Annotated in this window: 28 protein-coding genes and 2 pseudogenes; 21 read left to right on the top strand and 9 right to left on the bottom strand. The window is 38.3% G+C overall.

Features of this window, described 5'->3' with window-relative positions; genetic code table 11:
• Positions 1-38 precede the first annotated feature (38 nt).
• From DZB84_RS18250 to DZB84_RS25660, 9 genes and pseudogenes are all read left to right on the top strand, one after another.
• Positions 39-242, top strand: a pseudogene (locus DZB84_RS18250) (DNA/RNA helicase domain-containing protein); the annotation flags it as partial.
• Positions 243-542: 300 nt separating this feature from the next.
• Positions 543-860, top strand: a complete 318-nt coding sequence (locus DZB84_RS25340; RefSeq protein ID WP_223254507.1) for a nucleotide pyrophosphohydrolase — start codon at positions 543-545, stop codon at positions 858-860.
• 173 nt (positions 861-1033) lie between these two features.
• Entirely contained in the window at positions 1034-1639 is a 606-nt protein-coding gene (locus tag DZB84_RS18240; RefSeq protein ID WP_223254503.1) for a TetR/AcrR family transcriptional regulator, read from the top strand.
• Between the two features lie 25 nt (positions 1640-1664).
• Positions 1665-3593 carry a serine hydrolase domain-containing protein gene (locus DZB84_RS18235; protein WP_116353758.1) on the top strand — a complete coding sequence of 643 codons (1929 nt, stop codon included), beginning with the start codon at positions 1665-1667 and terminating at the stop codon, positions 3591-3593.
• Between the two features lie 6 nt (positions 3594-3599).
• Entirely contained in the window at positions 3600-3770 is a 171-nt protein-coding gene (locus DZB84_RS18230) for an HNH endonuclease (protein WP_317616465.1), read from the top strand.
• Positions 3771-3788: 18 nt separating this feature from the next.
• Positions 3789-4217: an SMI1/KNR4 family protein gene (locus tag DZB84_RS18225; RefSeq protein WP_116353757.1), complete on the top strand. Its 429-nt coding sequence runs from the start codon at positions 3789-3791 to the stop codon at positions 4215-4217.
• 270 nt (positions 4218-4487) lie between these two features.
• Positions 4488-4604: pseudogene (locus DZB84_RS18220) on the top strand (hypothetical protein); the annotation flags it as partial.
• Positions 4604-5044 carry an SMI1/KNR4 family protein gene (locus DZB84_RS18215; RefSeq protein ID WP_116353756.1) on the top strand — a complete coding sequence of 147 codons (441 nt, stop codon included), beginning with the start codon at positions 4604-4606 and terminating at the stop codon, positions 5042-5044. The pseudogene DZB84_RS18220 and the gene DZB84_RS18215, both read left to right, overlap by 1 nt.
• 327 nt (positions 5045-5371) lie before the next feature.
• A complete protein-coding gene (locus DZB84_RS25660; RefSeq protein WP_116353755.1) occupies positions 5372-5635 on the top strand; it encodes a T6SS immunity protein Tdi1 domain-containing protein in 264 nt (87 codons plus the stop codon).
• Positions 5636-5742: 107 nt separating this feature from the next.
• On the opposite strand, the gene DZB84_RS18205 is transcribed toward DZB84_RS25660, so the two are convergent.
• Complete coding sequence (locus DZB84_RS18205; protein ID WP_116353813.1) at positions 5743-7041, bottom strand: MFS transporter; 1299 nt, start codon at positions 7039-7041, stop codon at positions 5743-5745.
• A gap of 651 nt (positions 7042-7692) precedes the next feature.
• Between DZB84_RS18205 and DZB84_RS18200 the strand changes: the two genes are divergently transcribed.
• From DZB84_RS18200 to DZB84_RS18165, 8 genes are all read left to right on the top strand, one after another.
• The gene (locus DZB84_RS18200) at positions 7693-9654 is read left to right on the top strand and encodes an acetoacetate--CoA ligase (protein WP_116353754.1); all 1962 of its coding nucleotides are present in this window, start codon (positions 7693-7695) and stop codon (positions 9652-9654) included.
• On the top strand, positions 9651-10817 hold the full coding sequence (locus tag DZB84_RS18195) for a thiolase family protein (RefSeq protein ID WP_116353753.1): 1167 nt from the start codon (positions 9651-9653) through the stop codon (positions 10815-10817). Before DZB84_RS18200 ends, DZB84_RS18195 begins: the two co-directional genes overlap by 4 nt.
• A gap of 3 nt (positions 10818-10820) precedes the next feature.
• Positions 10821-11252 carry a Zn-ribbon domain-containing OB-fold protein gene (locus DZB84_RS18190; protein ID WP_116353752.1) on the top strand — a complete coding sequence of 144 codons (432 nt, stop codon included), beginning with the start codon at positions 10821-10823 and terminating at the stop codon, positions 11250-11252.
• Positions 11249-12388, top strand: a complete 1140-nt coding sequence (locus tag DZB84_RS18185) for an acetyl-CoA C-acyltransferase (protein WP_116353751.1) — start codon at positions 11249-11251, stop codon at positions 12386-12388. The genes DZB84_RS18190 and DZB84_RS18185 overlap by 4 nt, the downstream gene beginning before the upstream one ends.
• Positions 12389-12414: 26 nt before the next feature.
• Positions 12415-12867 (top strand): MaoC family dehydratase, encoded by a 453-nt coding sequence (locus DZB84_RS18180; RefSeq protein WP_223254501.1) that lies wholly within the window; start codon positions 12415-12417, stop codon positions 12865-12867.
• A complete protein-coding gene (locus DZB84_RS18175) occupies positions 12860-14104 on the top strand; it encodes an MFS transporter (protein WP_116353750.1) in 1245 nt (414 codons plus the stop codon). Before DZB84_RS18180 ends, DZB84_RS18175 begins: the two co-directional genes overlap by 8 nt.
• Positions 14105-14407: 303 nt before the next feature.
• Entirely contained in the window at positions 14408-15070 is a 663-nt protein-coding gene (locus DZB84_RS18170; protein ID WP_116353749.1) for a metalloregulator ArsR/SmtB family transcription factor, read from the top strand.
• A 186-nt stretch (positions 15071-15256) separates the two neighbouring features.
• A complete protein-coding gene (locus tag DZB84_RS18165; RefSeq protein ID WP_116353748.1) occupies positions 15257-15763 on the top strand; it encodes a type 1 glutamine amidotransferase domain-containing protein in 507 nt (168 codons plus the stop codon).
• Positions 15764-15816: 53 nt separating this feature from the next.
• Here DZB84_RS18165 and DZB84_RS18160 read toward each other — a convergent pair whose 3' ends face one another.
• The 7 genes from DZB84_RS18160 to DZB84_RS18130 form a co-directional block, all read right to left on the bottom strand.
• Positions 15817-16041, bottom strand: a complete 225-nt coding sequence (locus DZB84_RS18160) for a hypothetical protein (RefSeq protein ID WP_116353747.1) — start codon at positions 16039-16041, stop codon at positions 15817-15819.
• 229 nt (positions 16042-16270) lie between these two features.
• A complete protein-coding gene (locus tag DZB84_RS18155) occupies positions 16271-16843 on the bottom strand; it encodes a DUF2812 domain-containing protein (RefSeq protein WP_116353746.1) in 573 nt (190 codons plus the stop codon).
• On the bottom strand, positions 16830-17147 hold the full coding sequence (locus DZB84_RS18150) for a PadR family transcriptional regulator (RefSeq protein ID WP_116353745.1): 318 nt from the start codon (positions 17145-17147) through the stop codon (positions 16830-16832). Before DZB84_RS18150 ends, DZB84_RS18155 begins: the two co-directional genes overlap by 14 nt.
• Positions 17148-17609: 462 nt before the next feature.
• A complete protein-coding gene (locus DZB84_RS18145) occupies positions 17610-18743 on the bottom strand; it encodes a C40 family peptidase (protein ID WP_116353744.1) in 1134 nt (377 codons plus the stop codon).
• A gap of 216 nt (positions 18744-18959) precedes the next feature.
• Positions 18960-19163 (bottom strand): hypothetical protein, encoded by a 204-nt coding sequence (locus DZB84_RS18140; RefSeq protein WP_116353743.1) that lies wholly within the window; start codon positions 19161-19163, stop codon positions 18960-18962.
• 195 nt (positions 19164-19358) lie between these two features.
• A complete protein-coding gene (locus DZB84_RS18135; RefSeq protein ID WP_116353742.1) occupies positions 19359-19823 on the bottom strand; it encodes a phage tail protein in 465 nt (154 codons plus the stop codon).
• A gap of 14 nt (positions 19824-19837) precedes the next feature.
• Positions 19838-20317 carry a GyrI-like domain-containing protein gene (locus DZB84_RS18130; RefSeq protein ID WP_116353741.1) on the bottom strand — a complete coding sequence of 160 codons (480 nt, stop codon included), beginning with the start codon at positions 20315-20317 and terminating at the stop codon, positions 19838-19840.
• Between the two features lie 109 nt (positions 20318-20426).
• Here DZB84_RS18130 and DZB84_RS18125 point away from each other — a divergent pair, with 109 nt between their 5' ends.
• Positions 20427-21389 carry a helix-turn-helix transcriptional regulator gene (locus DZB84_RS18125; RefSeq protein ID WP_116353740.1) on the top strand — a complete coding sequence of 321 codons (963 nt, stop codon included), beginning with the start codon at positions 20427-20429 and terminating at the stop codon, positions 21387-21389.
• A 126-nt stretch (positions 21390-21515) separates the two neighbouring features.
• Here the strand turns inward: DZB84_RS18125 and DZB84_RS18120 are convergent, their stop codons facing one another.
• A complete protein-coding gene (locus DZB84_RS18120) occupies positions 21516-22769 on the bottom strand; it encodes an amidohydrolase family protein (protein WP_116353739.1) in 1254 nt (417 codons plus the stop codon).
• 230 nt (positions 22770-22999) lie between these two features.
• On the opposite strand from DZB84_RS18120, the gene DZB84_RS18115 reads away from it, so the two are divergent.
• From DZB84_RS18115 to DZB84_RS18105, 3 genes are all read left to right on the top strand, one after another.
• A complete protein-coding gene (locus tag DZB84_RS18115) occupies positions 23000-23575 on the top strand; it encodes a Crp/Fnr family transcriptional regulator (RefSeq protein WP_116353738.1) in 576 nt (191 codons plus the stop codon).
• 77 nt (positions 23576-23652) lie between these two features.
• Positions 23653-24621, top strand: a complete 969-nt coding sequence (locus DZB84_RS18110; protein WP_116353737.1) for an NAD(P)-dependent alcohol dehydrogenase — start codon at positions 23653-23655, stop codon at positions 24619-24621.
• Positions 24622-24826: 205 nt separating this feature from the next.
• Entirely contained in the window at positions 24827-25306 is a 480-nt protein-coding gene (locus DZB84_RS18105) for a CcdC protein domain-containing protein (RefSeq protein WP_223254500.1), read from the top strand.
• Positions 25307-25329: the final 23 nt, after the last annotated feature.

Raw genomic sequence — 25329 nt, 5'->3', positions numbered from 1 at the left:
TCTCGTACCTGTTACTTTTTGCAGATGCTCTTAGAGGTAAGGATGACTTTGATGATCCTGAGTATATTAAAGAAAAAATCATACTAAACTCGATTAATGTTTTATTAAAAAGAGGAGTAAAGGGTCTATATATATTTGCAAGTAATCCGAATCTTAGAGCACGTTTATTAAAATTATATTGTAGCCGCGGACAAGATTATGGAAATATGAAGGTTGCAGAGGAAAAAGGGAATTATCATTAAAAAGTCCTTTTATTAAAACAGTTTTGAGAAAGCAAAGAAGGAGCGTTGATTTTGGAGTATTTGGATTCATTTAATATTGGAGATAGTAAGAGAATAGATAAAATAATGAAAGAACTAAAAGAAAACTATCCTGAAATCAATTGGCAAACACAATGGCACGACTATGAAGATATTAAAGGCAATCCAACTAGTTATATTTCATTGATTGTTCCTTCTTCCCAATATGGGGAAGCTGAACAAATTTATCAGGATTTAAAGAATGAAGGATTTGATTTTGAAACATCAGTCTTTGACCAATTAATTGAAGAAATTGTAGACTTCCGGGATGAAAGAGATTGGCAGAAATTCCACAATCCAAAGGATCTAGCAATATCACTTTCGTTAGAAGCAAGTGAGTTATTAGAAAACTTTCAATGGAAAAAAAGTGAAGAAGCTGAAGAAGATAAAATGGATAATATTATTGACGAATTGGCAGATGTGGTTATTTATGCTTTATTAATGTCTAGTGAGCTTGAAATAAATCTAGAACAAGCCATTAAAGAAAAGATACGTAAAAACAGACAAAAGTATCCAGTCGAAAAGTCTTTTGGATCAAGCAAGAAATATACGGATTTATAAGGATGAGTTACTAATATCACTATCACAATAACCGAGACAAGGCCTAACACCTTGTCTCTTTTTGCATAATAAATAGGATATCCCTAACCCCTTTTTCTGAATTTTTCGGAAAAGGGGTTTACTATTTCCAAAATCATCATATAATCAACGATATATAACATGTGTTTTATATCATGCGATTTATAACGGGAAAGGAACGAACTATGGCACCAAAGAAAAAATTTTCTAAAGAACAAATAATTGATGCTGCATTTGAAATCGCAAAGGAAGAGGGGATGTCCAAGATTACAATTCGAAAAGTGGCGGAGCATTTGGGAAGCTCGATTGCACCTATTTATGTCAATTTTAATAATATTGATGAGTTAACCGAAGCGGTCATGCAAAAAATCATTGAGTTAAGTTATCAGCTTTTAGCGGAGGAGAATTCGGGCAAACCATTCCACGATATTGGGGTAGCTAGCATCCGATTTGCAAGAGAATATCCAGTTCTTTTTCAGGATTTTGTCATGAATCAAAACAAGTATTTCCAAAACTATGATCAAAATATGGGGCATGGGTTAATTGAGCAAATGAAAGGTGATGAGGATCTGGAAGGCTTTTCTGATGAAGAGCTAATGACCATTTTATTGAAAATGCGAATCTTTACAACCGGGCTTTCTGTCATGGTGGCGAGTGGACTGCTTCCAGAAGCGTTTAACGAGGAAATGGGAGTTGCGCTGTTAGATAGTATGGCTACCGATGTGATTACATCTGCTTATTTACAAAAGAAAGAGACATAATCTAAAACAAGGGGGATATACCGGCTTGAAAATAATCAAGACATCCATTATTGCTTGTATGCTTTTGGTTTTCGTGTTGATTGACAGTCGTTTGTCTTTTGCAGAGAATACTACTGACTTATCAAATATTGAAACGTTTATGGATGAGTTTTTACTGAAAAAAGTGGAAGACGAATATATTCCGAATATGGTTGTAACGATTGTGGCTGATGGGGAAGTCGTTTTTGAAAAAGGCTATGGTTTGGCCAATATCGAGGGGCAAGTAAAGGTAAATCCAGAAACCACGATGTTTCGAATTGGGTCCGTATCCAAGCTCTTCACGTGGACGGCAATCATGCAGCTTGCCGAGCAAGGAAAACTTGATCTTCACACGGATATTAATCAATACTTAGATTTTGAAATCCCAGCTAGACTTGCAGTGGGCCCGAATAAAGAACAACCAAAGCCAATTACTCTCTTTGATTTAATGACTCATACACCTGGATTTGAGGATTATTCGAGTGACATTTTTAGGTTGACCGCTGAAGAAATGCCTCCACTTGGTCAATATGTGCGTGAATATCGACCTGAACGTGTATTTCCTGCCGGTGAAGTGCTTGCCTATTCAAATTATGGTACGGCTTTAGCGGGATATATTGTCGAACAGGTTTCAGGTATTCCTTATTCCGAATATGTAGAAGAGAATATTTTTAGGCCGCTTGACATGAACCACAGTACGTTTCAACAGCCATTACCAACGGAATTTTCTACGAATCTAGCACAGGCTTATAGATATATTGATGGAGAATTTAAAGAAGGAAGTTTTGAGTTTGTACCTGGTGCTGCAGGGGGAATGAGTAGTACGGCAAAAGATATGGCAAAGTTTATGCAAGCCTATCTTCAGGGTGGGATTTTCAATGGAGAAAGGATTCTAGAAGAGGATACCGTTCAGCATATGTTCCAACAACAGTTTACCCATCATGACCAATTAGACGGGATGGCTTTAGGGTTTATCGAAAAAACAATGAATGGCATACGAATTCTTAATCATGGGGGAAATACGGCACTGTTTGATACGGGACTGTACTTATTACCTCAAGAAAATATCGGTCTATTTATCTCGTATAGTGGAAATAATTATCGTACGCATACAGAGCTTTTCGAGGCATTCATGGATCATTATTTTCCGTCAGACAATAGTGTTACCATTACGTCTAGGGGCGAAGAGAGCTCACGCAAATATGTCGGTGAATATCATCAAAATCGGAAAAGCTTTACGAATGAGGATAAGATTAGCAGTCTAATCATGGGAATGATCCATGTCCAATTAAATGATACTGGAGATTTAGTAGTGACCCACAACGGAGAAACCAATCGATTTGTCGAAACAGAACCTGGTGTTTACAAGAATACGAGAGAAGGATCCTCGATTGATGCGTATGGTGAGTTTCGAACAATCGTCTTTCAAACAGATCCCCATGGGAAAATAATGCTTACCACCGATGGTCCGATGTCTTATTCGAAAGCACCGTGGTATGCGTCGAGAGGCTTTACCTTTTTATCTTTGATCCTGGTTATCTTACTTTTTGTCGGAAGTCTTTTCTATTGGGGTATCAAAGCATTGGTACGAAGGAAAAGGAAAACATCTCAACCTAAGTTAGTGGTTTTGGGGAAGAGATTTGCCATTGCAGCGGGGCTTCTCCTGTTGTTTTTAGTGGCCAGCATTGCGATATCTGGGGGAGTTGATCCAATCTATCAACTACCAAAAGAGGCCTTAGGCATTGTACCTGCATGGAGCCCACTGTTAAATGTTATTCCCTTTCTTTTAACAATCTTGGGAATTGCCATGCTCATCTTCACGGTTCTCCTTTGGCGGAGAAGATATTGGCGCAAGCTTAGCCTAGTGCATTATTCCTTATTAAGTCTGATGATGATGCATCTGGTTTGGATTTTCTGGTATTGGAATTTGTATTAGAGTGGGATGGGGATGGGTTACCGGAGTACAAGACGGGATGCCTGTCCCCAGGGTATTGAAGGTTATACTTGGCATCATCACGAAGATGGAAAAACTATGATGCTAGTAGATGAAGACATCCATAGAGAGTTTAGACACGTAGGCGGTCAATCAAGAATTAATGGAAAAAACAAGTAAGGAAATAGGAGTGATAGTATGACAAAAGTGATTAGTGAAAATCCAAAGATTTCATTACAAGATATAAAACAATTTGAACAAGAGTACGATGTTACGCTACCACAACAATATATTGCTTTTCTACTAGAATATAATGGAGGATATCCTCATGAATCCAGCTTTCAAATCTCAGACGATGAAGGAGAAAGTTTAATCAATAAGTTTTATGGGCTTGGGCAAATGAAAAGTAATTTAGGTAAAGTATTTGAAATTTTAGAAGGTGAAATACCAGAAGGTTTTATTTCGATTGCCAATGATCCAGCAGGAAATGAGATTTTATTAGGGGTAAGTGAAGAGTTTCACGGAAAGGTATACTTTTGGATTCACGATATTGAGCCAGAGGATGAAATGGACAATATGTTTATCCTTGCAAATAGTTTTGATGAGTTCTTTAGTAACTTATATTAGTCTGAATAACCATTACATTAGTTATAAAAGATCAATGGTTTAAAGTTGACAATAAAGCACTTGATTTCCTTTTGGAATCAGGTGTTTTTAGTTTTCTATAACATATTAAGCTTAGCTTTAGATGCGATTAATTGGCATTTTTCCTCACTGTTGCGAATTTCCCAGGTGTGGTACCAGGTTCAATACATAACTTAGAGGCAGATTTAAAGTATTCGATTAAGAAATACAAAAGCAAGCTCGATGATGCCCAACGATTAGTTAAGATGACTTGGTGGAGAACATGAATGGTGGAATATGCGTCCTGCAAAATTCCCAAATGAGCATCAAGCTGGTATTCATGGAACAGGATCACCAGCAAATACACTATTTAAAGGAGGTAAAAAATAATGGGCTATGAACTTATTAAGGCAAACGAAGAAAATAGTTTTTATCCAGTGACTGAAAACGAAATAAAAGAGGTTGAGAAGGAACTCGATTTGAAATTTCCTAAGGAGTTAGTTAATTTTTATAAAGAGGTTGGCTACGGGTTTATTAAGGGTTCAGAGTTTAATATTAATCGTATTATGGACCCTTATTCCGTAAGAGATTTTCGGTTAAGAGTTAATGATTTTGAGTTTTATCCCGACATAGAAATCTATGATGAATTTGAAAATAATAAATTAATATTTTTTGAAGGTAGTGAATCAGCTTTAATGTCAATCGAATTGAATAATAAGAATAGCAGTCCAGTTTACTATTATGATATTCAAATTGCGACTTCTCTTGAAGAATTTTTAAGAAAGATAGAAGAAAATGATAAATATTACTTGGAGTTACTAGTTGAATAAAAAACAATAATAAAACTCATACCTTGATTGGCTAAAAGCTTTTACAGGTTTTTTAGCATTAAGAGGATATTAATGGCGAAAATTTTTGGTTCACAAGATAATCTTTCTCTAGAACACTTTAAGTATTTTTATTACTAAATCGCCAGGACAAGATGTTATTTTAAAATATATGGATAAACTTCCAGAATTAATAGAAACACGGAAAAATAAGGTTTTGGTACATTTGAAAATGGGTTTATAAAAGCTATTAACCCAGATGAACATTTAGATATTTTAGAGAGAAGTTATCTAAGGTATGAGCAGGCGATTCCTATTTTTACAACTGCAATGGGTGATATTATAGTATGGGAAAAGAATAAGTATGAAAATTTTTTAAACTTTAGGAAAGGATATGTCAACGTTGTTTCATCTGGATTTGAATTCTATTTTGGTGACTTAAAAGATAATGACTTTATGAACGATGAATTAATGTGGCAGCCTTATCCTGAAGCGGTAAATAAATACTGTGCCCCTAACTATGAAGAGTGTTTTGGATACACCCCACTATTTGTTAAGGGTGTTAATGTGAAGTTAGGTACGCATAAAGGTTAAACCCATTTCAACAAAATATAAGGCTACCCAAAGAAGCATGGTAGCCTTGACTCCAACATTTGAAATAGAAAAAACCAATAAAATTTCAAAGGATATTTCTGTTTAATCTAAGTTAGAGAATCACGGAATGTTTCACGAGCAAGAATAGTAGATATAATACTTAATACTCCAAGAACACTTAAATAGACGCCGATTGGCCAGCTTTGACCATCGAATTGCGCTAGTAAATAGGTGGCAATAAGAGGGGAGAAGCCGCCTGCGATGATAGCTCCTATTTGGTACCCAATTGATGCACCGCTAAGGCGTACCTTTGTACCAAAAAGTTCAGAGAAATACACAGCTTGAGGACCATAAACAGCATCATGTAAAATATTTAATCCGATAATAATCCCAATGGTAATTAATAATACAGATCCTGTGTTCATCATCCAGAAAAAAGGAAACACAAACAGGGTCGAAGCGATTGTGCCAAATAAGTAAACTGGTTTTCGTCCAATCTTATCTGATAAATGCGACCAAAGTGGTAGGGTGGCTAATCCAATTACGGATGAAATCATTACTGCATTTAATCCAACAGAGTTATCTAGTTTCAGTGTAGTAGCAATATAACTAAGGACAAATACGGTATAGATATAAAACACTGCGTTTTGTAAGAGCTTCATGCCAATCGTAAGGAACAAAGGCTTTTTCTGCTCCCGAAGTACAGTTTGAACAGGATTTTTTTCCTGTTGTTTTTTAGTTGCTACTTCTAGAAATATAGGTGATTCGCTCACCTTTAATCGAACATAAAGCCCTACTATGACTAATAAAGCACTCAATAAAAATGGAATACGCCAACCCCAAGCCAAAAATGCTTCATTTGACATGCTGTTGGACACGATTGAAAACGCTAGGGTTGATAAAAGTAACCCGGCAGGTACCCCCATTTGAGGAAAACTTCCAAAAAGTCCTCTTTTATTTGGTGGAGCATGTTCCACAGACATTACAACGGCTGATCCCCACTCCCCTCCTACTGCAAATCCCTGCACAATACGTAATAGACTAATTAATAACGGAGCTAATAGTCCCACTGAATTATAGGTTGGAAGTACTCCCATTAAGGTTGTGGCTACCCCCATCAGTAAGAGAGAAATAGTAAGCATCTTTTTTCGTCCGACTCTGTCACCAAAATGTCCAAATATCATACTTCCCAGTGGACGAGCGATAAACCCAGCAGCGTAAGAGCCAAAGGCAGCCATTGTTCCAACTAATGGATCTAGATTTGGGAAAAATAGTAATGGGAAGACTAGCGCAGCTGCTGTTCCATATAGGTAAAAATCGTACCATTCAATGGTAGTACCCATAAAGCTGGCCATCGCTACTTTCTTTTGTTCCTTAGTAAGACCGCTACTTTTTTCTTTTGTCATAAATTTACCTCCTTGTACTTTTTTAATGATCCATTGACTCATTCGTACAAAAGTAAAAACTACTACACGGTTTTTTGATAATTCAACAGTTTTGTTTTTTAAAAAGGAAATCATACTTCCTCATTTATTAATGACACCCCCAATGCCAAATTAATTTTAAGATCTCGTAGAGAGTCACTCTTCCATTTTGATCATTTATACTTCCTCCTTTTATCTTTAATAAGAGATTTTAAAATTTAAAGGTGTAGATTTAATGGATAACGAGGGGGAGATTTACAGTGATATTAGAATCCAAATCTCTTATTAAATTATTCAATTAAATGATTGATTAATTTATATGTCAGTTAATTTTAAAAATTCCAACTTTTAGAGACGCAAATACAAGATTAAAAAACAGGTAGAAATAGAGACTCTCCTTAAAACTTTACGTATGAATATTCACCGTTCAATTTTGGTTATCGCAACACCTTCTCTTACTATCGATAATAAATAATCATTTTTAAAATTTTCTGAATTGAACTTTTAAGCTTAAGCATAAATCAATAGTTCCTCTAATAATGTAATAACACAACTATTCAATTGAATGATTTAATAATCGACAAGACCAAGTAGTTACATGAACTGAATAGTTATCTAAAAAGGAGGTACGTGATGATTTTAGAAAATGTGAAAAATGAGCATACCATTTTATGGGAACCTAGTGATGAATGGATTAGAAATGCGAATATGACGGCATTCGCGAAATGTATAGGAATGTGGCCAATTCAGTATGACCGTTTTCACAAGTGGTCGTACGCATATCCAAAGGAATTTTGGTCAGCGATTTGGGATTATACAGACATAATTGGGGAAAAAGGGGATGACATTCTTATTCGGCCTGATGATGGAAAAATGTTAGGAACGAAATGGTTTCCACAGGCAAAACTCAATTTTGCCGAAAATCTTCTGCGGGGAGATGGAAAACGTCAAGCAATCATTGAAGCAACAGAGGATGGGGTGACTCGCGCGTTAACAATGGAACAGCTTCGTACCATGGTTGCAAAAGCACAAACAGGCTTACGTTCACTTGGTGTTTCGAAAGGAGACCGAGTTGCTGGGATTGTCACGAACGGAATTGAAGGGCTCGTTGGTTTACTGGCTACTGCATCTATAGGAGCTGTTTGGACGACATGCTCACCTGATTTTGGTCCTCAAGGAATTGTGGATCGAATAGGTCAGGTAAAACCGAAGGTCCTTATTGCTTCGTTAAGCTATCAATATAATCGTAAAACATTTGATCTTAATGAAAAGATTCAAGAAGTGTTAGTCATGATGGATGGGGTTTCTACTATTGTGACACTAGAACCTGCTCAATTTTTTCCTAAAGATAATAGTGTAAACGTTATCAGTTGGAGTGAGTTAACTCAAAATGATGCAAGGGTACCACAGTTTGAGCGAGTTGAGTTTGATTCCCCACTCTATATTCTTTATTCATCTGGTACAACGGGACTACCAAAAGCAATTGTCCATTCTGTAGGTGGCTCGTTACTGAAGCATGTTACTGAGCATCAATTGCACTGTAATGTGAAGCCTGGAGATGTGATGTTTTGGTATACCAATAGCGCTTGGATGATGTACCATTGGTTGGTTTCTGGGCTGGCTAGTGAGGCAACTCTCTTACTCTATGACGGTGCAGCCGTACTTAAGGATGATTTAGGATTTCTGTGGAGAATTGCGGAAGGAGTCGGTATAAACCATTTCGGATTAAGCCCAAAGTTTCTAGACATATTGATGAAGAATTCCTATGATGTCCAAAACTTACATGACATGAGTCGTTTACGCAGTGTGTTTTCCGCTGGAGCACCTGTTTCACCGGAACATTTTGAATGGGTTTATGAAAATATTAAAAAAGATATGTTGTTTGCCTCGTGTTCCGGTGGAACTGAAATATTAGGATGTTTTGTTATGGGCTCACCGATTCATCCAGTACGCAAGGGAGAAATTACATGTAAAACGCTTGGAATGGCAGTTGATGTCTTGGATGAACGCGGTGTATCTGTTCTACATCAAAAAGGGGATTTAGTTTGTACTGAACCTTTTCCAAGCATGCCGATTACCTTCTGGGGAGAGGGTGGAGACGAACGCTATTTCGATACGTATTTTGCAGAACGAGACGGAATATGGGTTCATGGTGATTTAGCAGAACAAACGATTGATGAAACGGTAATTATTTATGGCCGAGCGGATACAACACTAAAGCCTGGAGGTGTACGCATAGGTACTGCAGAAATCTATCGTGTTATCGATCAATTCTCTAAAATTCAAGATTCCATTGTGTTTGGAATGAAGATTGATGGAGATGAAGAGGTAGTCTTATGTCTAGTTATGGAGGAAAAGATGACTTCAGAGTTTGTTAAACAACTTCGTCAAGATATACGTATGAAGGCATCTCCAAGACATGTCCCAAAACGAATTTATCAAGTGCAGGAAATCCCGTATACCTTAAATGGAAAGAAGGTGGAAGGGGCGGTTCGTTCGGTTGTTACTGGAAAACCTGTGAAAAATAAAGGGTCAATTATTAATCCAGGTTGTTTAAGTGAATATGAAAATCTATCTGTGAGGGATTTTTTATGATATTAAAAAAACGTGAACCACTCGCAGCGGTTGTTGGCATTGGGGAGCTGAAGCCCGTAAGGTACACAGAAGGTAAGACCACTTTGGGAATGATTGCTGAAACAGTAAAACTGACGGTTGAAGATGCTGGACTAGAAAAAGATGCAATTGACGGGTTACTAGTTGGACCACAAGTGGGTGAAACACCCCAGCATGTCCCGGCTACTGTAGTCGAGTACTTAGGAATCAAGCCAAGAATGTCAAATGTTGTTGATCTTGGTGGTGCAACAGGAGCTGGAATGCTTTGGCGGGCAGCTGCAGCGATTCGTATGGGCATGTGTGAAACAGTTGTCTGTGTGCTTGCAAATACAAATGAAAGAGTGAAAACAGGTCCAAGGTCGCCAAACCGAAATCCAATCCGTGAATTTGATGTTCCATTTGGAGCTTCAGGTGCAAATACGTCCTATGCATTGCTGAAGCAGCGACATATGTCAGAGTATGGCTCTACACAGGAACAATTTGCACAAATTGCCTACTGGGCTCGCCATAATGCGCAAAACAATCCAGATGCTATTTTTTACGGAAAACCTGCAACGGCTGAAGACATTTTAAATTCACCTATGATTGTTGATCCACTTCATTTATTTGAAATTGTAATGCCAGTTGCCGGGGGAGCCGCGTTTGTTGTGACATCTGTGGAAGCGGCAAAGAAATTGCCCAAACCCCCAGTTTATCTGTTTGGAGCTGGTGAAAAATTAACGCATCGTGCTGTTAGTCAGTCACCGCCACTAGCGGAGTCACCTTTTAAATTTGCGATTGCTCAAGCATTACAGCAGGCAAGGGTGGATGTTAAGGAAATGGATTTACTGTCTTTATATGATTGCTACACAAGCGTAGTCGCGAATCAAATTGAAAATGCTGGGCTTTGTGAGCCTGGACAATTTGGCGAGTGGATGAAGGATCAGTCGTTTGATCATCATGGTAATTTTCCATTAAACACACATGGAGGTCAGCTTGGCTTTGGTCAAGCGGATTTAGCAGGAGGGATGTCACATATTATTGAAGCAGTTCGTCAGCTTAGACACGAGGCACATGGGCGACAAATTCCAAATGCACGACTTGCATTAGTGACAGGAAACGGTGCCACAATGAGTGAAATTACGGCATTAATATTGGGGGCTTAAATCATGACGGTAGAGTATCAACGTTTAGTGGTTCCGGGGCCAACAGTAACCCCAGTTTCAGAGCCATTTTGGAAAGCTGTTGCAAGGAAGGAATTCATTTTACAAAAATGCTTAGACTGTGAGGAGTTTGTTTTTTACCCTCGCTCGCACTGCCCATATTGTTGGAGTGAAAATCTAAGCTGGAAAAAGGCGTCTGGAAGAGGACGTTTAAAGACCTGGTCAATCGTGCATAAACCCGGACACCCTGGTTGGAACATTGCAACTCCGTATATTGTGGGATTAGTAGAGTTAGAGGAAGGACCGATAATGCTAAGTCATTTATTAATTGATGATCCGCAAAACCTTGCAATCGGCTTACCATTACAGGTTCATTTGCAAAAATGTGGTGAGCATTGGTTACCTTTTTTTAAAAAAATGAGGGGTGTTATTCCATGAAAAAAGCGGTTTTACTTGATGGCTGTCGAACTCCAATTGGTCGATTTATGGGGGCTTTATCTGCAAAAACAGCGGTAGACCTTGGTGCGACCGTTGTCACAAAGCTTCTCGAGCGAGTGCCTGAATTAAAAGTTGATGAGGTTATCCTGGCCCAAGTCATTCAAGCAGGGCAAGGACAAAATCCAGCCCGACAAGTGGCTGTAAAGTCTGGTTTAGTTTTAACAATCCCTGCGATCACATTAAATAGTGTCTGTCTTGCAGGGTTAGCGACAGTAGCCGATGCGGTACGGAGAATTGAGAGAGGAGAAGGGGAAACCTACATTGTCGGCGGTTTTGAGTCGATGACAAATGCCCCACACACATCTGTGATTCGCCACCAACAAAAGATGGGGAATGTCTCCTTTTACGATACATTGAATGACGGACTTTGGTGCTCACTTTCAGACCAGTCGATGCTTGGAATTGCCGAAAAATCAAATGCTGAGTTGAATATTACGAGAGAAGAACAAGACCGCTATGCCGAAACTTCTCAAACGCGTGCAACAAATGGGCAGGAAAAAGGACTATTTGAAGACGAAATTGTGGCAGTTGAAAATCTTCTACAAAAAGACGAAGGAGTAAGGCCAGGGACGACGTTTGAAAAATTAGCCAAACTGAGACCAATCGAAGTCAGAGGCACCATCACAGCCGGAAATGCCAGCCAAATGTCAGATGGCGCAAGTGCTGGCATTGTTACAACTCTAGAAATCTCTGAGAAAATCGGAGTCAAACCGCTAGCGACAATAATAGATTGGGCAACTGTGTCAGGTCCTGATACATCGTTACATTTACAGCCGGCTAATGCGATTCAAGCATTGCTTAATCGTACAGGATTAAAGCTCTCCGATATCGATTTATTTGAAATCAACGAAGCCTTTGCAGGAGTGGTAATAGCAAGTCAAAGGAAATTAGGTATGCCGATGGATGTGGTTAATGTAAATGGTGGTGCGATTTCTGTTGGGCATCCACTTGCAGGTAGTGGTTTCCGCCTTTTACTGACATTAGCGTATGAATTAAAACGCCGAGGTGGAGGACGTGGAATCGCGACTCTCTGTGGTGGCGGAGGTCAAGGAATGGCTATTCTGATCGAAGTTTAACAATTTTTCAAGAGGAGTGTTTTGAGATGGGCGAAGCGAAGAACATGAATGGTTGGACGAAATGCAGTTTTGATCAACCTAAAGTAGGAGAATACTCAGAAATTGTTAAGGAAATTAGTTTAGCAGATATTGAACTTTTTAGTGCGATGACGGGTGACCGAAATCCACTTCATACTGACAGAAAGGCTGCTGAAGCTTCACGATTCGGTGGGCTGATTGTACAAGGTGGCGTGACAACCGGTATTTTAAATGCCATTGTTGCTGAGAATCTCCCCGGTCCAGGGTCTGTCTTTTTAACCGTACAATGGGATTTTAAAAAGCCAGTCTATGTGGGGGATACGATTACTGGGAAGGTTAAGATACTTGAGGTACGGGATGATAAGCCAATATGTAAAATCAAAACGACGGTACGTAATCAAAATGATGAAATATGCCTAGAAGGTACGGCGGTCACGTATACTGCTGCATTGGATGGGTAGGAACGAATCTTTCGAATACGGAAAAAGTCACACTAATAAGTTACTGTTGTTATCGCTTGCCATGCTTGGCACAATGACAACTTGGTTTTCGATGACGGCGGTTTTACCAACTTTAATGGATTTATGGGTCTTGAACAGCAATGAGGTAAGCTATATTACCATAATGGTCAATTTAGGGTTTATTGTCGGATCACTGGTATCGGCATTTATGAATCTACCTGATCGCCTCCAACCTCATATTTTATTCTTTTGGTCGGCAGTGCTAGCGGGAGTCTCAACCATTTTAACAGCTATACTCGCAAATAGTTTGATGGTTGCATTGATTTTCCGTTTCATCACCGGAATTTCCTTGTCAGGTGTATATGGACCGGGTCTGAAACTTGTCTCCACTTGGTTTCGACTCAGACGGGGGACGGCGTTGGGGCTAGTCGTAGGTGCACTTACGATTGGCTCGGCTGGCCCCCATTTATTCAAAGGGATTGGAATTTCTTCATGGGAGCTGGTTTTAACAATAACGGGTTTATGTTCCATTTTATCCGGGATCTTAATCCTTTTTGTGAAGATAGGACCTTACCCACTGCCCCCAGGTAATTTTGATCCAAAAGCCATTTTACGTGCTTTCAAAAATCATAAGGTACGCCTTGCAAACTTCGGTTACTTTGGCCATATGTGGGAGCTTTACGCGATGTGGTCCTGGTTTGGATTGTTTTTAGCTGAGAGCTTTAAAACAAGTGGGATGAGTCATTTTTCCTCTCCCGCTTCAATAGTAACATTTGTTGTGATTGCTTCGGGATTTTTTGGTGCTTGGTTTGGAGGTGTTTTTGCCGATCGAATTGGCCGGGAAGAAGTGACATTATGGTCATTAGGGGTTTCCGGAACAATCACACTAATCATTGGATTTTTCTTCGGTAGTTCGCCATGGATTATGACCATATTGGGTATCATCTGGGGAGTGAGTATTATTGCAGACTCAGCTCAGTTCTCAGCTATTATCACCGAGCATTCCGACCAGCGTTATGTCGGTTCATCTTTAACAGTTCAATTGGCCATAGGGTATATCCTTACAATTATTGTTATTTTTCTCATGCCTTTTATAGAATCAATTATTGGCTGGAAATATACGTTTTTGATTCTATTACCTGGACCGATTCTTGGGTTCCTATCGATGTACCGATTACATCGGATAAAAACTAGGGTTACAATTGTTGGTCTGGAGGAAGTGGGGGCAGAGAAGTAATGGAAAAGAATCGTTATCATTATAATAGAAACACTATTACTCTAAAAATTACGAGGAAATTCAACGCTCAATAGAATAAGCCGTTTTTTGAGTAAGTTAATGGAGAATTAATGACTATTAACATTTTTGCTGACATTTATTTGAGGGGACTCATTTTTGCGAAACAATGATTTTCCTGGGTTTCTTGTGATAGATTCGAAATGAAAAAAAGAAAATATGAAAGATTTTCTATTAAACTAGTAATAAAGAAGGTTCGTTCGTAATAAATATATTAGAACGGGGGGATACATTTAGGAGGTTTTTATGGATAAAAGGGAATTTAATGAGACAATCTATTATTACTTTTCAAAAGTGGGTAAGGCGTTAACAAGTCCGAAACGCATGGAGCTATTGGACTTGTTGACGCAAGGCCCAAAAACAGTGGAAGCGTTGTCTAATGAAACAGAGATGAGCATAGCTAATACATCTCAGCATTTACAGGTTTTATTAGATGTAAAACTAGTGAAATTTCGAAGACGAGGAAATTTTATGGTCTATTCGTTAGGGAATACGAAAGTATGTGAATTAGTACAATCCCTACAAAAAGTAACCGAAGACCGTTTTGATGAAGTGCGCCAGATGCGAATGGATTATATTGTAAGGTCAGAAAAAATTGAGAGTTTGGAAATAGGGGAGTTTTTGGCAAAATATGATAATAAGGATATTATGGTCATCGATGTTAGGCCAGAAACCGAGTATAATGCATCTCATATTGAGGGAGCGGTTTCAATCCCATTTGATTCATTCAAAGACCATGTTTCGGAACTTCCGAAGGATAGAGAAATTATTGTATATTGTAGGGGCTTTTATTGCGTCTATGCTACAGAGGTTGTTCAATATCTGGTTTCCAAAGGCTACCAAGCCAAGCGTCTAAATGCCGGTATCCAGCATTGGAAAAAAGAAGTTGAGTTAAAAGTAAATAGCTGAGATTACAAAAAGATTCATTCTTTTATTTTGTATGAAACCATCTTCGCTGTATTAATGAAGAAATCTTGAAACAGTTAATCCGCCATGTAATTAGAAAAACGTACTTTGGAGCATCACTTTGTTTGAACTAACCACATGAATCCATTACTATATAAGTGTATTCAAATTACATAGGAGGGGATTTAGATGGCGAATGTATGCTTTTTACTAGCAAATGGCTATGAAGATTCAGAAATGAAGAACCCTTATGATGCAATGAATGAAGCGGGGCACAAAACCGTTATTGTCGGAATTGAAAAAGGTGCTGAGCTTAAAGGAAAGAAAGGAACGGTATCTTATACGTCTGATCTATCCATAAGTGAAGCGAAGGCTGACGATTATGATGCGGTGATTATTCCAGGCGGCGGAGCTCCAGAGGCACTTCGTGTCAATGAAGAAGTCGTTCAATTTGTAAAACAAGCAAATGAACAAGGTAAAGTGATTGCAGGTATTTGTCATGGCCCACAAGTAATGATTAGTGCAGATATCCTAAAAGGGGTACAGGCAACTTCTTATATTGGAATCCGAGATGATTTGAAGAACGCTGGATCTACCTATTTAGACCAAGAGGTAGTGGTTGATGGAAATATTATCACGTCTCGTACACCTAAAGACGAGCCAGCATTTATTAAAGAAATTTTAAATAAATTATAAGTTCAAGGGTCTCTTCAAGTTTTTGAAGAGGCTTTTTTATATTCGGTGCAGATCTATTCATGGTTTTGATTCTTGTTTCCTTTCCCGTTGTTTTTCTTTCTCTTATAGAGCACGTAAATTGCATTACCAGCTACGACTACTGCAAAAACGATCAAATAGCCTATCGCAAATGTTAAGTTCAGTTCCCGTTGGACGACAAAGATGGCAATAAAAGTCCCAAGAAGTGCCTGTAGAGTCATAACACTTACTTTCCACTCGGAATGTACAAGTTTTTTCAAATTTTTTACTCCCTTCATCTATTTAAGGTTCAAAACTGTCTGTCATCCCAAAAAAGTGAGTTTTCCACTGTCGTTTCTCTTTAGTGCAATAAGTCCTCTTCCTAATTTTACCACGGATTACTCAAGAAAATGTTAACAGCAGTGTAATTCCTATTGTGAAATCCACTGCTGTCATTGTTTTTTTTTTATGTGAGTACCTCAAAAGAGTACGGCTTATAATGACATCGCATTATTTTTCTTTTAACATTGAATACTTTCGATAAGCTTTATAGTAACTGCTAGCAAAAATAACAACCAGAAGTACGGGAGACAACTTCAAAAGGGCAAATGGAGTTTCAAATAAAAATGCCTTCCAAAATAATGAACCCTCCATACCCCAAAGACCTTCATGATATAATTCTGAATCCTTATCAGTCATAAAAGAAAAGGCTAAAGATAGCATAATTGCCCCCAACCAAAATGAATAACCCATTAATCTTTTATAATAATTACTCCTTGATTCGCGATCCGAGAAGATTTCATTTTGATCATCAGCTTCTTTTTGCCAATATCGAATACCACTAAACCACGGGCCATTTATATAAATCCAACCGAAGTCTTCATAGATTCCTTTGTAATCTTCGAACTTTTTCTTTGATAAATAATCTTGATAATCCAGTCGGATCACATATCTTTTGTCGGTTTTTTCGAAAGTGTATATTCCCAATCCACTAATATTTGTGCAACGATAGCCTTTTTGTAATTGCTCGTTCAGCCACTGCTCCTCTTTTTCAATATAAAAAAATATCTTAAATTTCTTCATTCGATTCACTTCCTTCGTACAGGGATAAAATATGCAATAACCTGTTTTGTTCGATTTTTAAAATGGCTCTTCCTTCCGCAGTTATCATATAAACTTTTCTCCGGCCTGACTCGCCAACAGGTTCAATCCAGCCATGCTTATTCAAGTTTTCAATCGCACCGTATAATGTACCAGCTGCTAAAATAACAGTACCGTTACTTATCTGTTCTATCTTCTGCATGACGGCATAGCCATGGAGTGGCTCACGTAGAGCTAATAAAATATAATGCATGGTTTCTGACAACGGTAATAATTTATGTTTCATATCTTCACCTTCTATTCAGTTCGACTATATAGTTCAACTTAATAATAAGTTAATACAGTTCAACTGAATAGTCAACAACATTTTCAAAAATAGTCAAAGTAACTTTATGTGAAAAGCTTGATAGCAAGGGGAAAATCAATCTAAAAAGGTCGCTTTCCTTATGTAAGAAAGGGACCTTTGGTGTAGTCTTATTCAATTAAATGACCCGATTGTGGAAAATGAACCTTTTCTGACCACAAAAAAAGAACCTTGATAGGTCCTGAAACCAGCATTATCAATTCTTTTTATTTTTCCCTAATAGAGCTGTTGCAATTGCTCCAAAAAAGTTACCTAACGCGTCAAGCATTTGTAAATCAACTCCTCTATTTACCATATATTACCACAAGTCTAGAAGAAGTCAATATGAGAAATTAAAAAGGAAGTCAATCCCAAAGGACTAACTTCCTAACTCGTTATAATCTATTAATAAAATCTCTTAAACCCTTCAAAATGCTTTTTCCAATAAGAGTCATTTACATTTGAAACAACAACTCCGTCATTTGACGCATGGATAAATTCATTATTGCCAATATATATTCCCATATGAGAAATACCAGTTTTATAGGTTCCTTGGAAGAATACTAGGTCACCCACACTAGGTGTATTTACATAGTAGGAGCGCATATGGTAGCCTTCGCTTGAATAGCGATTGGTGTTTAAACCAGCTTCCTTATATGCATAGTAAATGAATCCGCTACAGTCAAAGCCATTAGGTGAAGATCCGCCCCATGCGTAGCCTGCTCCCAATTGGCTTTTCGCTACTTGAATCAGCTGATCGACATTATAGCTAATCGCGGTTGGTGGAGTTTCCACTTTTGGAGCCTCTACTTTAGCGCCATCTCCAATATTTAGTTTTTGACCAATATAGATCATATCTGATTTTAAGTTGTTCCAGCTTTTAAGGTTGGCAACTGTCACTTTATATTCTAGAGCAATTCGTGATAAAGTGTCACCTGACTTAACTGTATAAACAGTAGCCGATTGCACCTTTTCTTCTTGAGGTTTCTCTGTTTTCTCAGGAGTTGTGTTAACTGGTTGTTCTGTTTTCGGAGGCGTCGTGTTAGTTGGCTTCTCCGTTGTTGTAGCTTGACTGACAACAAACACATTTCCAGGGAAGATCAGAGTTGAATTCAAGTTATTCCACTTCATTAAGTCATTAAGCGAAATCTTATGTTTGGCTGCAATCCCACTTAGTGTATCACCAGCTTTTACAGTGTATGTAGTTGCCTTTGATGGACTTGGGCTAGGGCTAGGGCTAGGACTCGTATTTTGATTTTCCTTTACGTTCGTCGTTGGCGTATTGTTGTTACTTGGTGTAGTGTTGGTAGCATTTATTTCTGTATGTAGGACTTGATTTGGAAAAATCAGATCGCTTGTTAAATTGTTTAAGGACTTTAATTGTGTAACAGTAATATTATGCTTTTGAGCAATCTTCCACAGTGAATCACCAGTTTGAACTTTGTATGTACTTGCTGCCTCAGTTTCACCCGCACCGTATAGTGAAGCGGCAATGAATGCAGCTGTTGTCACGGACATATATATTTTCTTATTACCCAACTTTTGTACCTCCTCACAAATCTATCATTCTACTAAATTATTATACACTAGGATTGTCTAGGTTTGTAGATTAATGTGGAAATAGAGGAATAGATATCCATTATTTTTAGGATAACGTCACCTGGTGTTGTCGAATCGATAAAAATCTGTAAAAAAATAGCTTGCAGTAATTAGATTACAGCAAGCCTTGTTAATGGATGAATTTTTGCCAATTTATTAATAACCGTATTCCCAGTCGATTGTTTCCTCATACCAAACGACTTTATCAAACGGATCAAAGTGAATTTCTTTGTCATTAATGGTACATTGACTATTTTTAGAATCTCCTAGACCTACTAGATCTTCATACACCTCATGTTCAACGTTTTCTAAAACTGTAACTGAGTGATCCTTATTGATTAATAATGCTGTACCTTTCATTACTTGCACCTTCCTTGGAAGATATATTTTCAACTCAATTACAGTATATCTCCATTCGGCATCGTGAAGGTGGATTTGTGAAAGGATTCACAAATCCTTCATAATTTCGTTTGAAAACTTGTAACAATCTAACCACATTTTCCTGCAAAAAGAAAACAGCACCCTCTTGCAAGAGAAGTGCTGCATCTTTTAACTTTAATATTCACCCTTAATGACAAAATACGAGCCACGAATCGTTCCTGCTAGTTTAGACTTTTGTCTTGCAAACTTAAACTTTCCTTCTAACTCCTTTGGAATCTCCATCCCCTCAGAAAGCTTAAAACCAACGGCACGCTTCTTAGGGTCGTCAATCGTATACAACACGTTGACCCCAAGACCATCTTCATAGAAGACATAGGTCCAGTTGATATTTTCCACTTGAAAACGAGATGTTTCTAGAGGTTTGGCCGCAAACTCAATGTCACGTTCTTCTTTCAACACTCGGTTCACATAGTCAAGGGTCTCTTGGCTTTCACTAGCTGGTACAACCGTAAATTCATGCTTATATTTGTTCATAAAGTAACGGGCTTCATGTGCTCGTAAACCAGCAAGTGCATCTGCTACTGGTGAAGACTCTAAGCCAACTGTAGATACATTCTTAAAATCGACGATATAGGACATTTCCATCACTCCAATTATTTCTTAACAACAGGAATCCACATTTCACCAAATACGTTACCGTCACGTTGCCCCATCTCAACCGTCGTATTTGGTCCACCGACATAGGCATAATCAGTTGCTTCTGCCAAAGCTTGACCAAAAGCTATGCCAGTAAGTGTTTGACTTAACTCTTCAGACGTTTTTGCTTCACCCTTGACAACTACATATGGACCCTCTGGGAACTGGATCACTCTGGTTGCTTCAGGGATTGTTTCCTCTGTCATAACGCCAGCGTAATGCATCATCTTGTTATTCACCGCTTCGTTCACCGCAAAAATATAGTCATTTGTGGCGAGGGCTTTTAAAGCGTCAAGTCTTCCATCTTGTGTAACAGCTTGCCAAAAATCTGCCTTTTCCTTATTAATACCAGCAAAGTCTCTATAGTCGCTCTTGAGCTCAGTTCCAATTCCTAAAACGATAAAACTGTCTTTTTCTTCAATTGTATAATCTGCCATATTCAAAACCATCCTTTTCTAAAAGTAATTCAAATGATTTGTCTTTTCACTTGATATGTTTATAATAGCCTTAAACCATGTCAAAAAATGATACTGTTTAGGAGTCGCCATGAAAAAAGTTGAACGAATTAATATCATCATGCGGTATATCAACAACCGCTCCCATTTTACCATTTCTGAAATCATGAGAGAATTTAACATCTCTCGTTCGACAGCCATTCGGGATATCAGAGAAATTGAGGCGATGGGGATGCCACTTGTCGCTGAAGTAGGCAGGGATGGCGGCTATTTTGTCATGCATAACGCTGTCCTGCCAGAGGTTCGCTTTACCAATGATGAGGTGAAAGCTCTTTTTATCGCCTTTATGGCGACAAGAAATCTACAACTTCCATATCTTAAGAGCCGTCAATCTTTAGCTGAAAAATTACTTGGCCTCATCTCAGAAAGCCAGCAAGATGACCTTATTCTGTTAAATCAAATTCTTCTATTTGAAGGAACCAATCCGAACAATCCTGACCTACTGGATCTATCAGACCTTCCTCATCCCATGTTAGAAAAACTCATCCAGATCCTTCTGTTGGATAGATATTTAGAGATCTCCATCGAAGAAGAGAAGGTGAGTAAGTCCTATGAAATTTATCTCCTTCACCTTTATCGTGAAAAAAGCGTATGGCTCATTGAAGGATTTGATCTAAAGGAAGAGAAGAAAAAAATTTTTCCTGTCGACCAACTCAAAAATGTAAAACCATATACTCCGGAAGAAAGAGTAACTGAGAAGAAAATTTTAGAAAAACAAAGGATGCAGGAAGAAGACATTAACTTAGTCCTTGAACTGGGTCCATCGGCGATTGCCCAGTTTAAAAAATATCATCCTTTAAAATTTTCGATTTCCTATACGGACCCTTATCAAACGACAGCCATTCTAAAGGCTCATATCAATGTACATCATACAGATGAATTAACCGAACTAACCAATTGGCTCCTTTTCCTCGGTGAGGATATTAAGGTCAGGGAAATGCCAAATGAAGTCTTAGCATGTTTACAAGAGAGATTATCCATATTTTACCCATAATGAGTATCAGTTAAATCCTCCTATTTTTGTGCTAGGTAAACTGCAATCTACCCTAGAAGCTTCCAGCATATAAAAGGGGCTGTCACCAAGGTCATTTTCTTGACTTTCGGACAGCCCCACAAGACTTTATGATTGTTTTAGAAAATCGATTTCGATTTTATTTTTTCGCGGCTCACGTTTGAAGAGATACTCACCATTGCGAATGGAGGCAAGAACTTCTGCACGTTCGCGAATGGCTTCATAAGCATTCTGTGCATCTAAAACGATAAAGTTCGCTGGTTTACCAGCTTCAATCCCATACTCATCGTTCACTCTCATAATGTTTGCACCGTTAGTCGTGATGAGGGCGAATGCCTTATTGATTTCATCAATGTGCGTATAATGAGCTAAATGGATCCCATTGTCTAAAATGTTCATCATATTGCCATTCCCGAGTGGATACCAGTAATCCGCAATGGAGTCCTGGGCAAACGCCACATTATTACCGTTAGTAAGTAGTTCTTTTACTCGAGTTAGACCACGACGTTTAGGATAAGTATCCCCACGACCTTGTAAATGTGCATTTTCGGTTGGACATGAGATAAAGTTAATGTTTGATTCTCTAAACAAACCTAGCATTTTATTTGCATAGCTGTTTTCTACAGAACCAAAGCTGCAAGTATGACTTGCTGTTGTATATGTACCATAGTCTTTTTCCATCACAAGTGCATTCAACACTTCTAAAAATCGACTATTTGGATCATCATTTTCATCACAGTGAATATCAATCATCACATTATATTTGATGGCCATGTCTACAATGCGGCGCAATGATTCAACACCATGTTCATAGGAAATTTCGAAGTGAGGAATTCCTCCTGCAACGTCAGCACCCATTTCAAGCGCTTTTTCCATCAACTGTTCGGCACCTTTATATCGAAAGAATCCTTCTTGAGGGAATGCGACGAGCTGTAGGGTAACAACATCTTTCAATTCTTCACGGAGTTTCAGAAGAGCTTTCATTCCAGTTAAATTGGGATCCGTAATATCCACATGTGTACGAATAAACTGAACCCCATGATTCACTTCTTTTTGAATCCCTTTCATCGCACGCTCACGAACCAATTCTTCCGTTAATGATTTCTTATTATCACTCCAGCGCTGGATGCCTTCAAATAATGTACCCGACACATTTGCGTTTCCTTCGCCTAGCCCCGAAAAGATATAGTCTAAATGTAAATGAGGGTCAACATACGGTGGCAACACCAAACGACCTTCTAAATCAATGACCTCATCTGTGTTTCCTAAATCATTCCCGATTGCTTTAAATTGACCGTTTTCTACTAAAATCTCATGGAAGTTCGGTTCTCCATATATAGTCGCGTTAATAAACTTTTTCATTTATACATGACTCCTTTCCATTGATTAAGTATGATTTATTGTTATATTACAACGTTACCATGAACCAGAAATAACATGTAACGAAAGGCTTCGGACTATACTTTAGGGAGGAATCCTTATTTTTTCCTCATCTTGTTGACCGGTTAGCTCTTATAAATAAGGAGTGTTGTGAATACATTGTAATGGTACTATTGTCATAAAGGACCCATAAAATGTAAAGGAGACATAACATGAAAGAGATTCTCATGAAATATATGGCTACATATACATCTCTAAGTGAAGCCGAACAACAAGCTGTGATTGACGCTATAATCATAGAGAAGTTTGAAAAGGGGACCACTCTCATCAAACAGGGAGATTCTTCATCAAAGAATTGTTATTTTGTACTGAAAGGGTGTGTCCGGCAATATTATCTGGATACTGAAGGAAAAGAGGTCACGACTCATTTTTATACCGAAGATCAAGCGATTTTATTGTTTAATGTAGAAGACCCAGATCAAGAATCCACCTACACATTAACCTGCCAAGAAGATAGTGTATTGGTTGTTGGAGAACTAGAGTCTGAACAAGAAATGTATAAGCAATACACGGAACTTGAAACCATGACCAGACGGATGATGGAAAAATACCTTACTCAAATCCAAAATGAAAATGCACTATTTATTCGCTCTTCTCCAGAAGACCGCTACAAAATGATTATCCAAAATCGACCAGATCTCCTCACACGTGTACCTCAACATCAATTGGCAAGCTACCTCGGGATGACACCAGAGTCATTAAGTCGAATAAAAAAACGAATTCAATAAACATCTTAACTTAAGTCAATGCCGCATCAACATTTTCCAATTAGTATTATTGTAAAAGAGTTAGAAGGAGGACGGAGATGAGAGCGATTATCTCTGAAAAATATGGATCACCCGATACACTGAAACTACGTGAGGTCGCGACACCTATACCTAAGGGGAATCAAGTGCTAGCAAGAGTTCATGCATCATCGATCAATTATAGTAATCTAGTTTTATTAAGAGGGAAACCACTGCCAGTCCGATTGGCGTTTGGACTAAGGAAACCGAAATACCTGATTCCTGGCGGGGACATGGCCGGGATTGTTGAGGCGATAGGTGAGAATGTGACCCAATTTCAAGTTGGGGATGAAGTGTACGGAGACATTTCAAGCAGCGGCTGGGGAACCTTTGCGGAATATGTAGCCGTTGATGAAAAGGCATTGGCTTTAAAGCCTAGTAATCTCTTATTTACCGAAGCAGCTGCCGTCCCCATGGCAGCCATGACTGCTTTACAAGCAATCAGAGACAAAGGTAAGGTAAAGCCTGGACAGGAAGTGCTGGTTCATGGTGCGTCTGGTGGTGTTGGGACGTTTGCGGTTCAAATAGCCAAAGCATATGGTGCTCAAACAACGGCCGTGGTGAGTACGAGAAACGTAGACATCGCGAAGTCCCTTGGCGCCGACCATGTGATTGATTACAAAAAAGAAGACATTAAGAACCTTGAGAAGACCTATGATGTGATTTTCGGAGTGAATGGATCACAACCTATTTCTACTTATAAAAGATTGCTAAAAGAGAATGGCGTATTCATTCATGTAGGTGGTGCTGAAAGCCAAATGTATCAATCCATGACAATAGGGGCCTGGTACTCGATGACTGGAAAAAAGAAATTCATTCCCTTTTTACAAAGGCCGAAGCAAGAAGATTTAATCGTAATGAAAAAGCTAATTGAAGAAGGAAAGGTAAAGCCCGTTATTGATAGAAGCTATTCATTAAATGACGTACCAAAAGCATTTGAGTATTTTGAAGAAGGGCATTCACAGGGGAAGGTTGTTATCACCATATAGTTAATAAAAAAATGTACAAAGGGGCATAAATCCAAAAAGGATTTATGCCTATGTTCATTGAATATTTAAAATGAAAATCAATAAATGAAAATCTGGTTAATGGGAGTGTGAAAACAAAACTTCCTATATGAGGTTCTGTAAATTTACCTAAGTTTTTTTCAATTATCAATTTGTATGTTCGATTGAAGTATAAGGGATGGAGTGAATGAAACACATGCAATATGGAATGTTCGCAGTTTTACTTGTTATTTTTGGATTGATCTTTTGGAGGCGAACAAGAGCGATGGTCCGCCCAATTAGAGGTTCTGGCTTGCGAATTTTGCTTCCGCTGCTCTATATGTCACCTGCCTTTTCTGTGGTAATCCAACCATCTGTTCACATGACAACAATAGAAATTATCTTTTCAGTGATATTTGGCATAATTTTATCTATACCTTTGATTTATACAACGGGTTACGAGATTCGAGAGGATGGGAAGATATATGCAAAAAAGAGCATTGGATTTGTAATAGCGTTAATCATAGTATTTGTTAGCCGACGATTATCAGATTCCTTTTTACCAGGAATTGATGCTTTAACATTAAATGCGTTATCTATTATTTCTCTGTTTGTATATGTTGGGTTATGGAGAATCATCAGTTTTATGAAATTCAAAAAGGTATATAACTCTCAAGTAGCCATGTAAGTCTTGGAGTAATCATGTACATT

Source organism: Bacillus sp. HNG (assembly GCF_003400205.1).
Taxonomy (GTDB): Bacteria; Bacillota; Bacilli; order Bacillales; family Bacillaceae_L; genus Ferdinandcohnia.
This window is presented reverse-complemented; position numbering and strand designations above follow the sequence as displayed.

Excerpts from the sequence above, each read along its gene's own strand:
- DZB84_RS18240 (WP_223254503.1), top strand. The coding sequence starts at position 1,034 with ATGCGATTTATAACGGGAAAGGAACGAACTATGGCACCAAAGAAAAAA.
- DZB84_RS18230 (WP_317616465.1), top strand. The coding sequence starts at position 3,600 with ATGGGGATGGGTTACCGGAGTACAAGACGGGATGCCTGTCCCCAGGGT.
- DZB84_RS18225 (WP_116353757.1), top strand. The coding sequence starts at position 3,789 with ATGACAAAAGTGATTAGTGAAAATCCAAAGATTTCATTACAAGATATA.
- DZB84_RS18215 (WP_116353756.1), top strand. The coding sequence starts at position 4,604 with ATGGGCTATGAACTTATTAAGGCAAACGAAGAAAATAGTTTTTATCCA.
- DZB84_RS25660 (WP_116353755.1), top strand. The coding sequence starts at position 5,372 with ATGGGTGATATTATAGTATGGGAAAAGAATAAGTATGAAAATTTTTTA.
- DZB84_RS18205 (WP_116353813.1), bottom strand. The coding sequence starts at position 7,041 with ATGACAAAAGAAAAAAGTAGCGGTCTTACTAAGGAACAAAAGAAAGTA.
- DZB84_RS18200 (WP_116353754.1), top strand. The coding sequence starts at position 7,693 with ATGATTTTAGAAAATGTGAAAAATGAGCATACCATTTTATGGGAACCT.
- DZB84_RS18195 (WP_116353753.1), top strand. The coding sequence starts at position 9,651 with ATGATATTAAAAAAACGTGAACCACTCGCAGCGGTTGTTGGCATTGGG.
- DZB84_RS18190 (WP_116353752.1), top strand. The coding sequence starts at position 10,821 with ATGACGGTAGAGTATCAACGTTTAGTGGTTCCGGGGCCAACAGTAACC.
- DZB84_RS18185 (WP_116353751.1), top strand. The coding sequence starts at position 11,249 with ATGAAAAAAGCGGTTTTACTTGATGGCTGTCGAACTCCAATTGGTCGA.
- DZB84_RS18180 (WP_223254501.1), top strand. The coding sequence starts at position 12,415 with ATGGGCGAAGCGAAGAACATGAATGGTTGGACGAAATGCAGTTTTGAT.
- DZB84_RS18175 (WP_116353750.1), top strand. The coding sequence starts at position 12,860 with ATGGGTAGGAACGAATCTTTCGAATACGGAAAAAGTCACACTAATAAG.
- DZB84_RS18170 (WP_116353749.1), top strand. The coding sequence starts at position 14,408 with ATGGATAAAAGGGAATTTAATGAGACAATCTATTATTACTTTTCAAAA.
- DZB84_RS18165 (WP_116353748.1), top strand. The coding sequence starts at position 15,257 with ATGGCGAATGTATGCTTTTTACTAGCAAATGGCTATGAAGATTCAGAA.
- DZB84_RS18155 (WP_116353746.1), bottom strand. The coding sequence starts at position 16,843 with ATGAAGAAATTTAAGATATTTTTTTATATTGAAAAAGAGGAGCAGTGG.
- DZB84_RS18150 (WP_116353745.1), bottom strand. The coding sequence starts at position 17,147 with ATGAAACATAAATTATTACCGTTGTCAGAAACCATGCATTATATTTTA.
- DZB84_RS18140 (WP_116353743.1), bottom strand. The coding sequence starts at position 19,163 with ATGAAAGGTACAGCATTATTAATCAATAAGGATCACTCAGTTACAGTT.
- DZB84_RS18135 (WP_116353742.1), bottom strand. The coding sequence starts at position 19,823 with ATGTCCTATATCGTCGATTTTAAGAATGTATCTACAGTTGGCTTAGAG.
- DZB84_RS18130 (WP_116353741.1), bottom strand. The coding sequence starts at position 20,317 with ATGGCAGATTATACAATTGAAGAAAAAGACAGTTTTATCGTTTTAGGA.
- DZB84_RS18125 (WP_116353740.1), top strand. The coding sequence starts at position 20,427 with ATGAAAAAAGTTGAACGAATTAATATCATCATGCGGTATATCAACAAC.
- DZB84_RS18120 (WP_116353739.1), bottom strand. The coding sequence starts at position 22,769 with ATGAAAAAGTTTATTAACGCGACTATATATGGAGAACCGAACTTCCAT.
- DZB84_RS18115 (WP_116353738.1), top strand. The coding sequence starts at position 23,000 with ATGAAAGAGATTCTCATGAAATATATGGCTACATATACATCTCTAAGT.
- DZB84_RS18110 (WP_116353737.1), top strand. The coding sequence starts at position 23,653 with ATGAGAGCGATTATCTCTGAAAAATATGGATCACCCGATACACTGAAA.
- DZB84_RS18105 (WP_223254500.1), top strand. The coding sequence starts at position 24,827 with ATGAAACACATGCAATATGGAATGTTCGCAGTTTTACTTGTTATTTTT.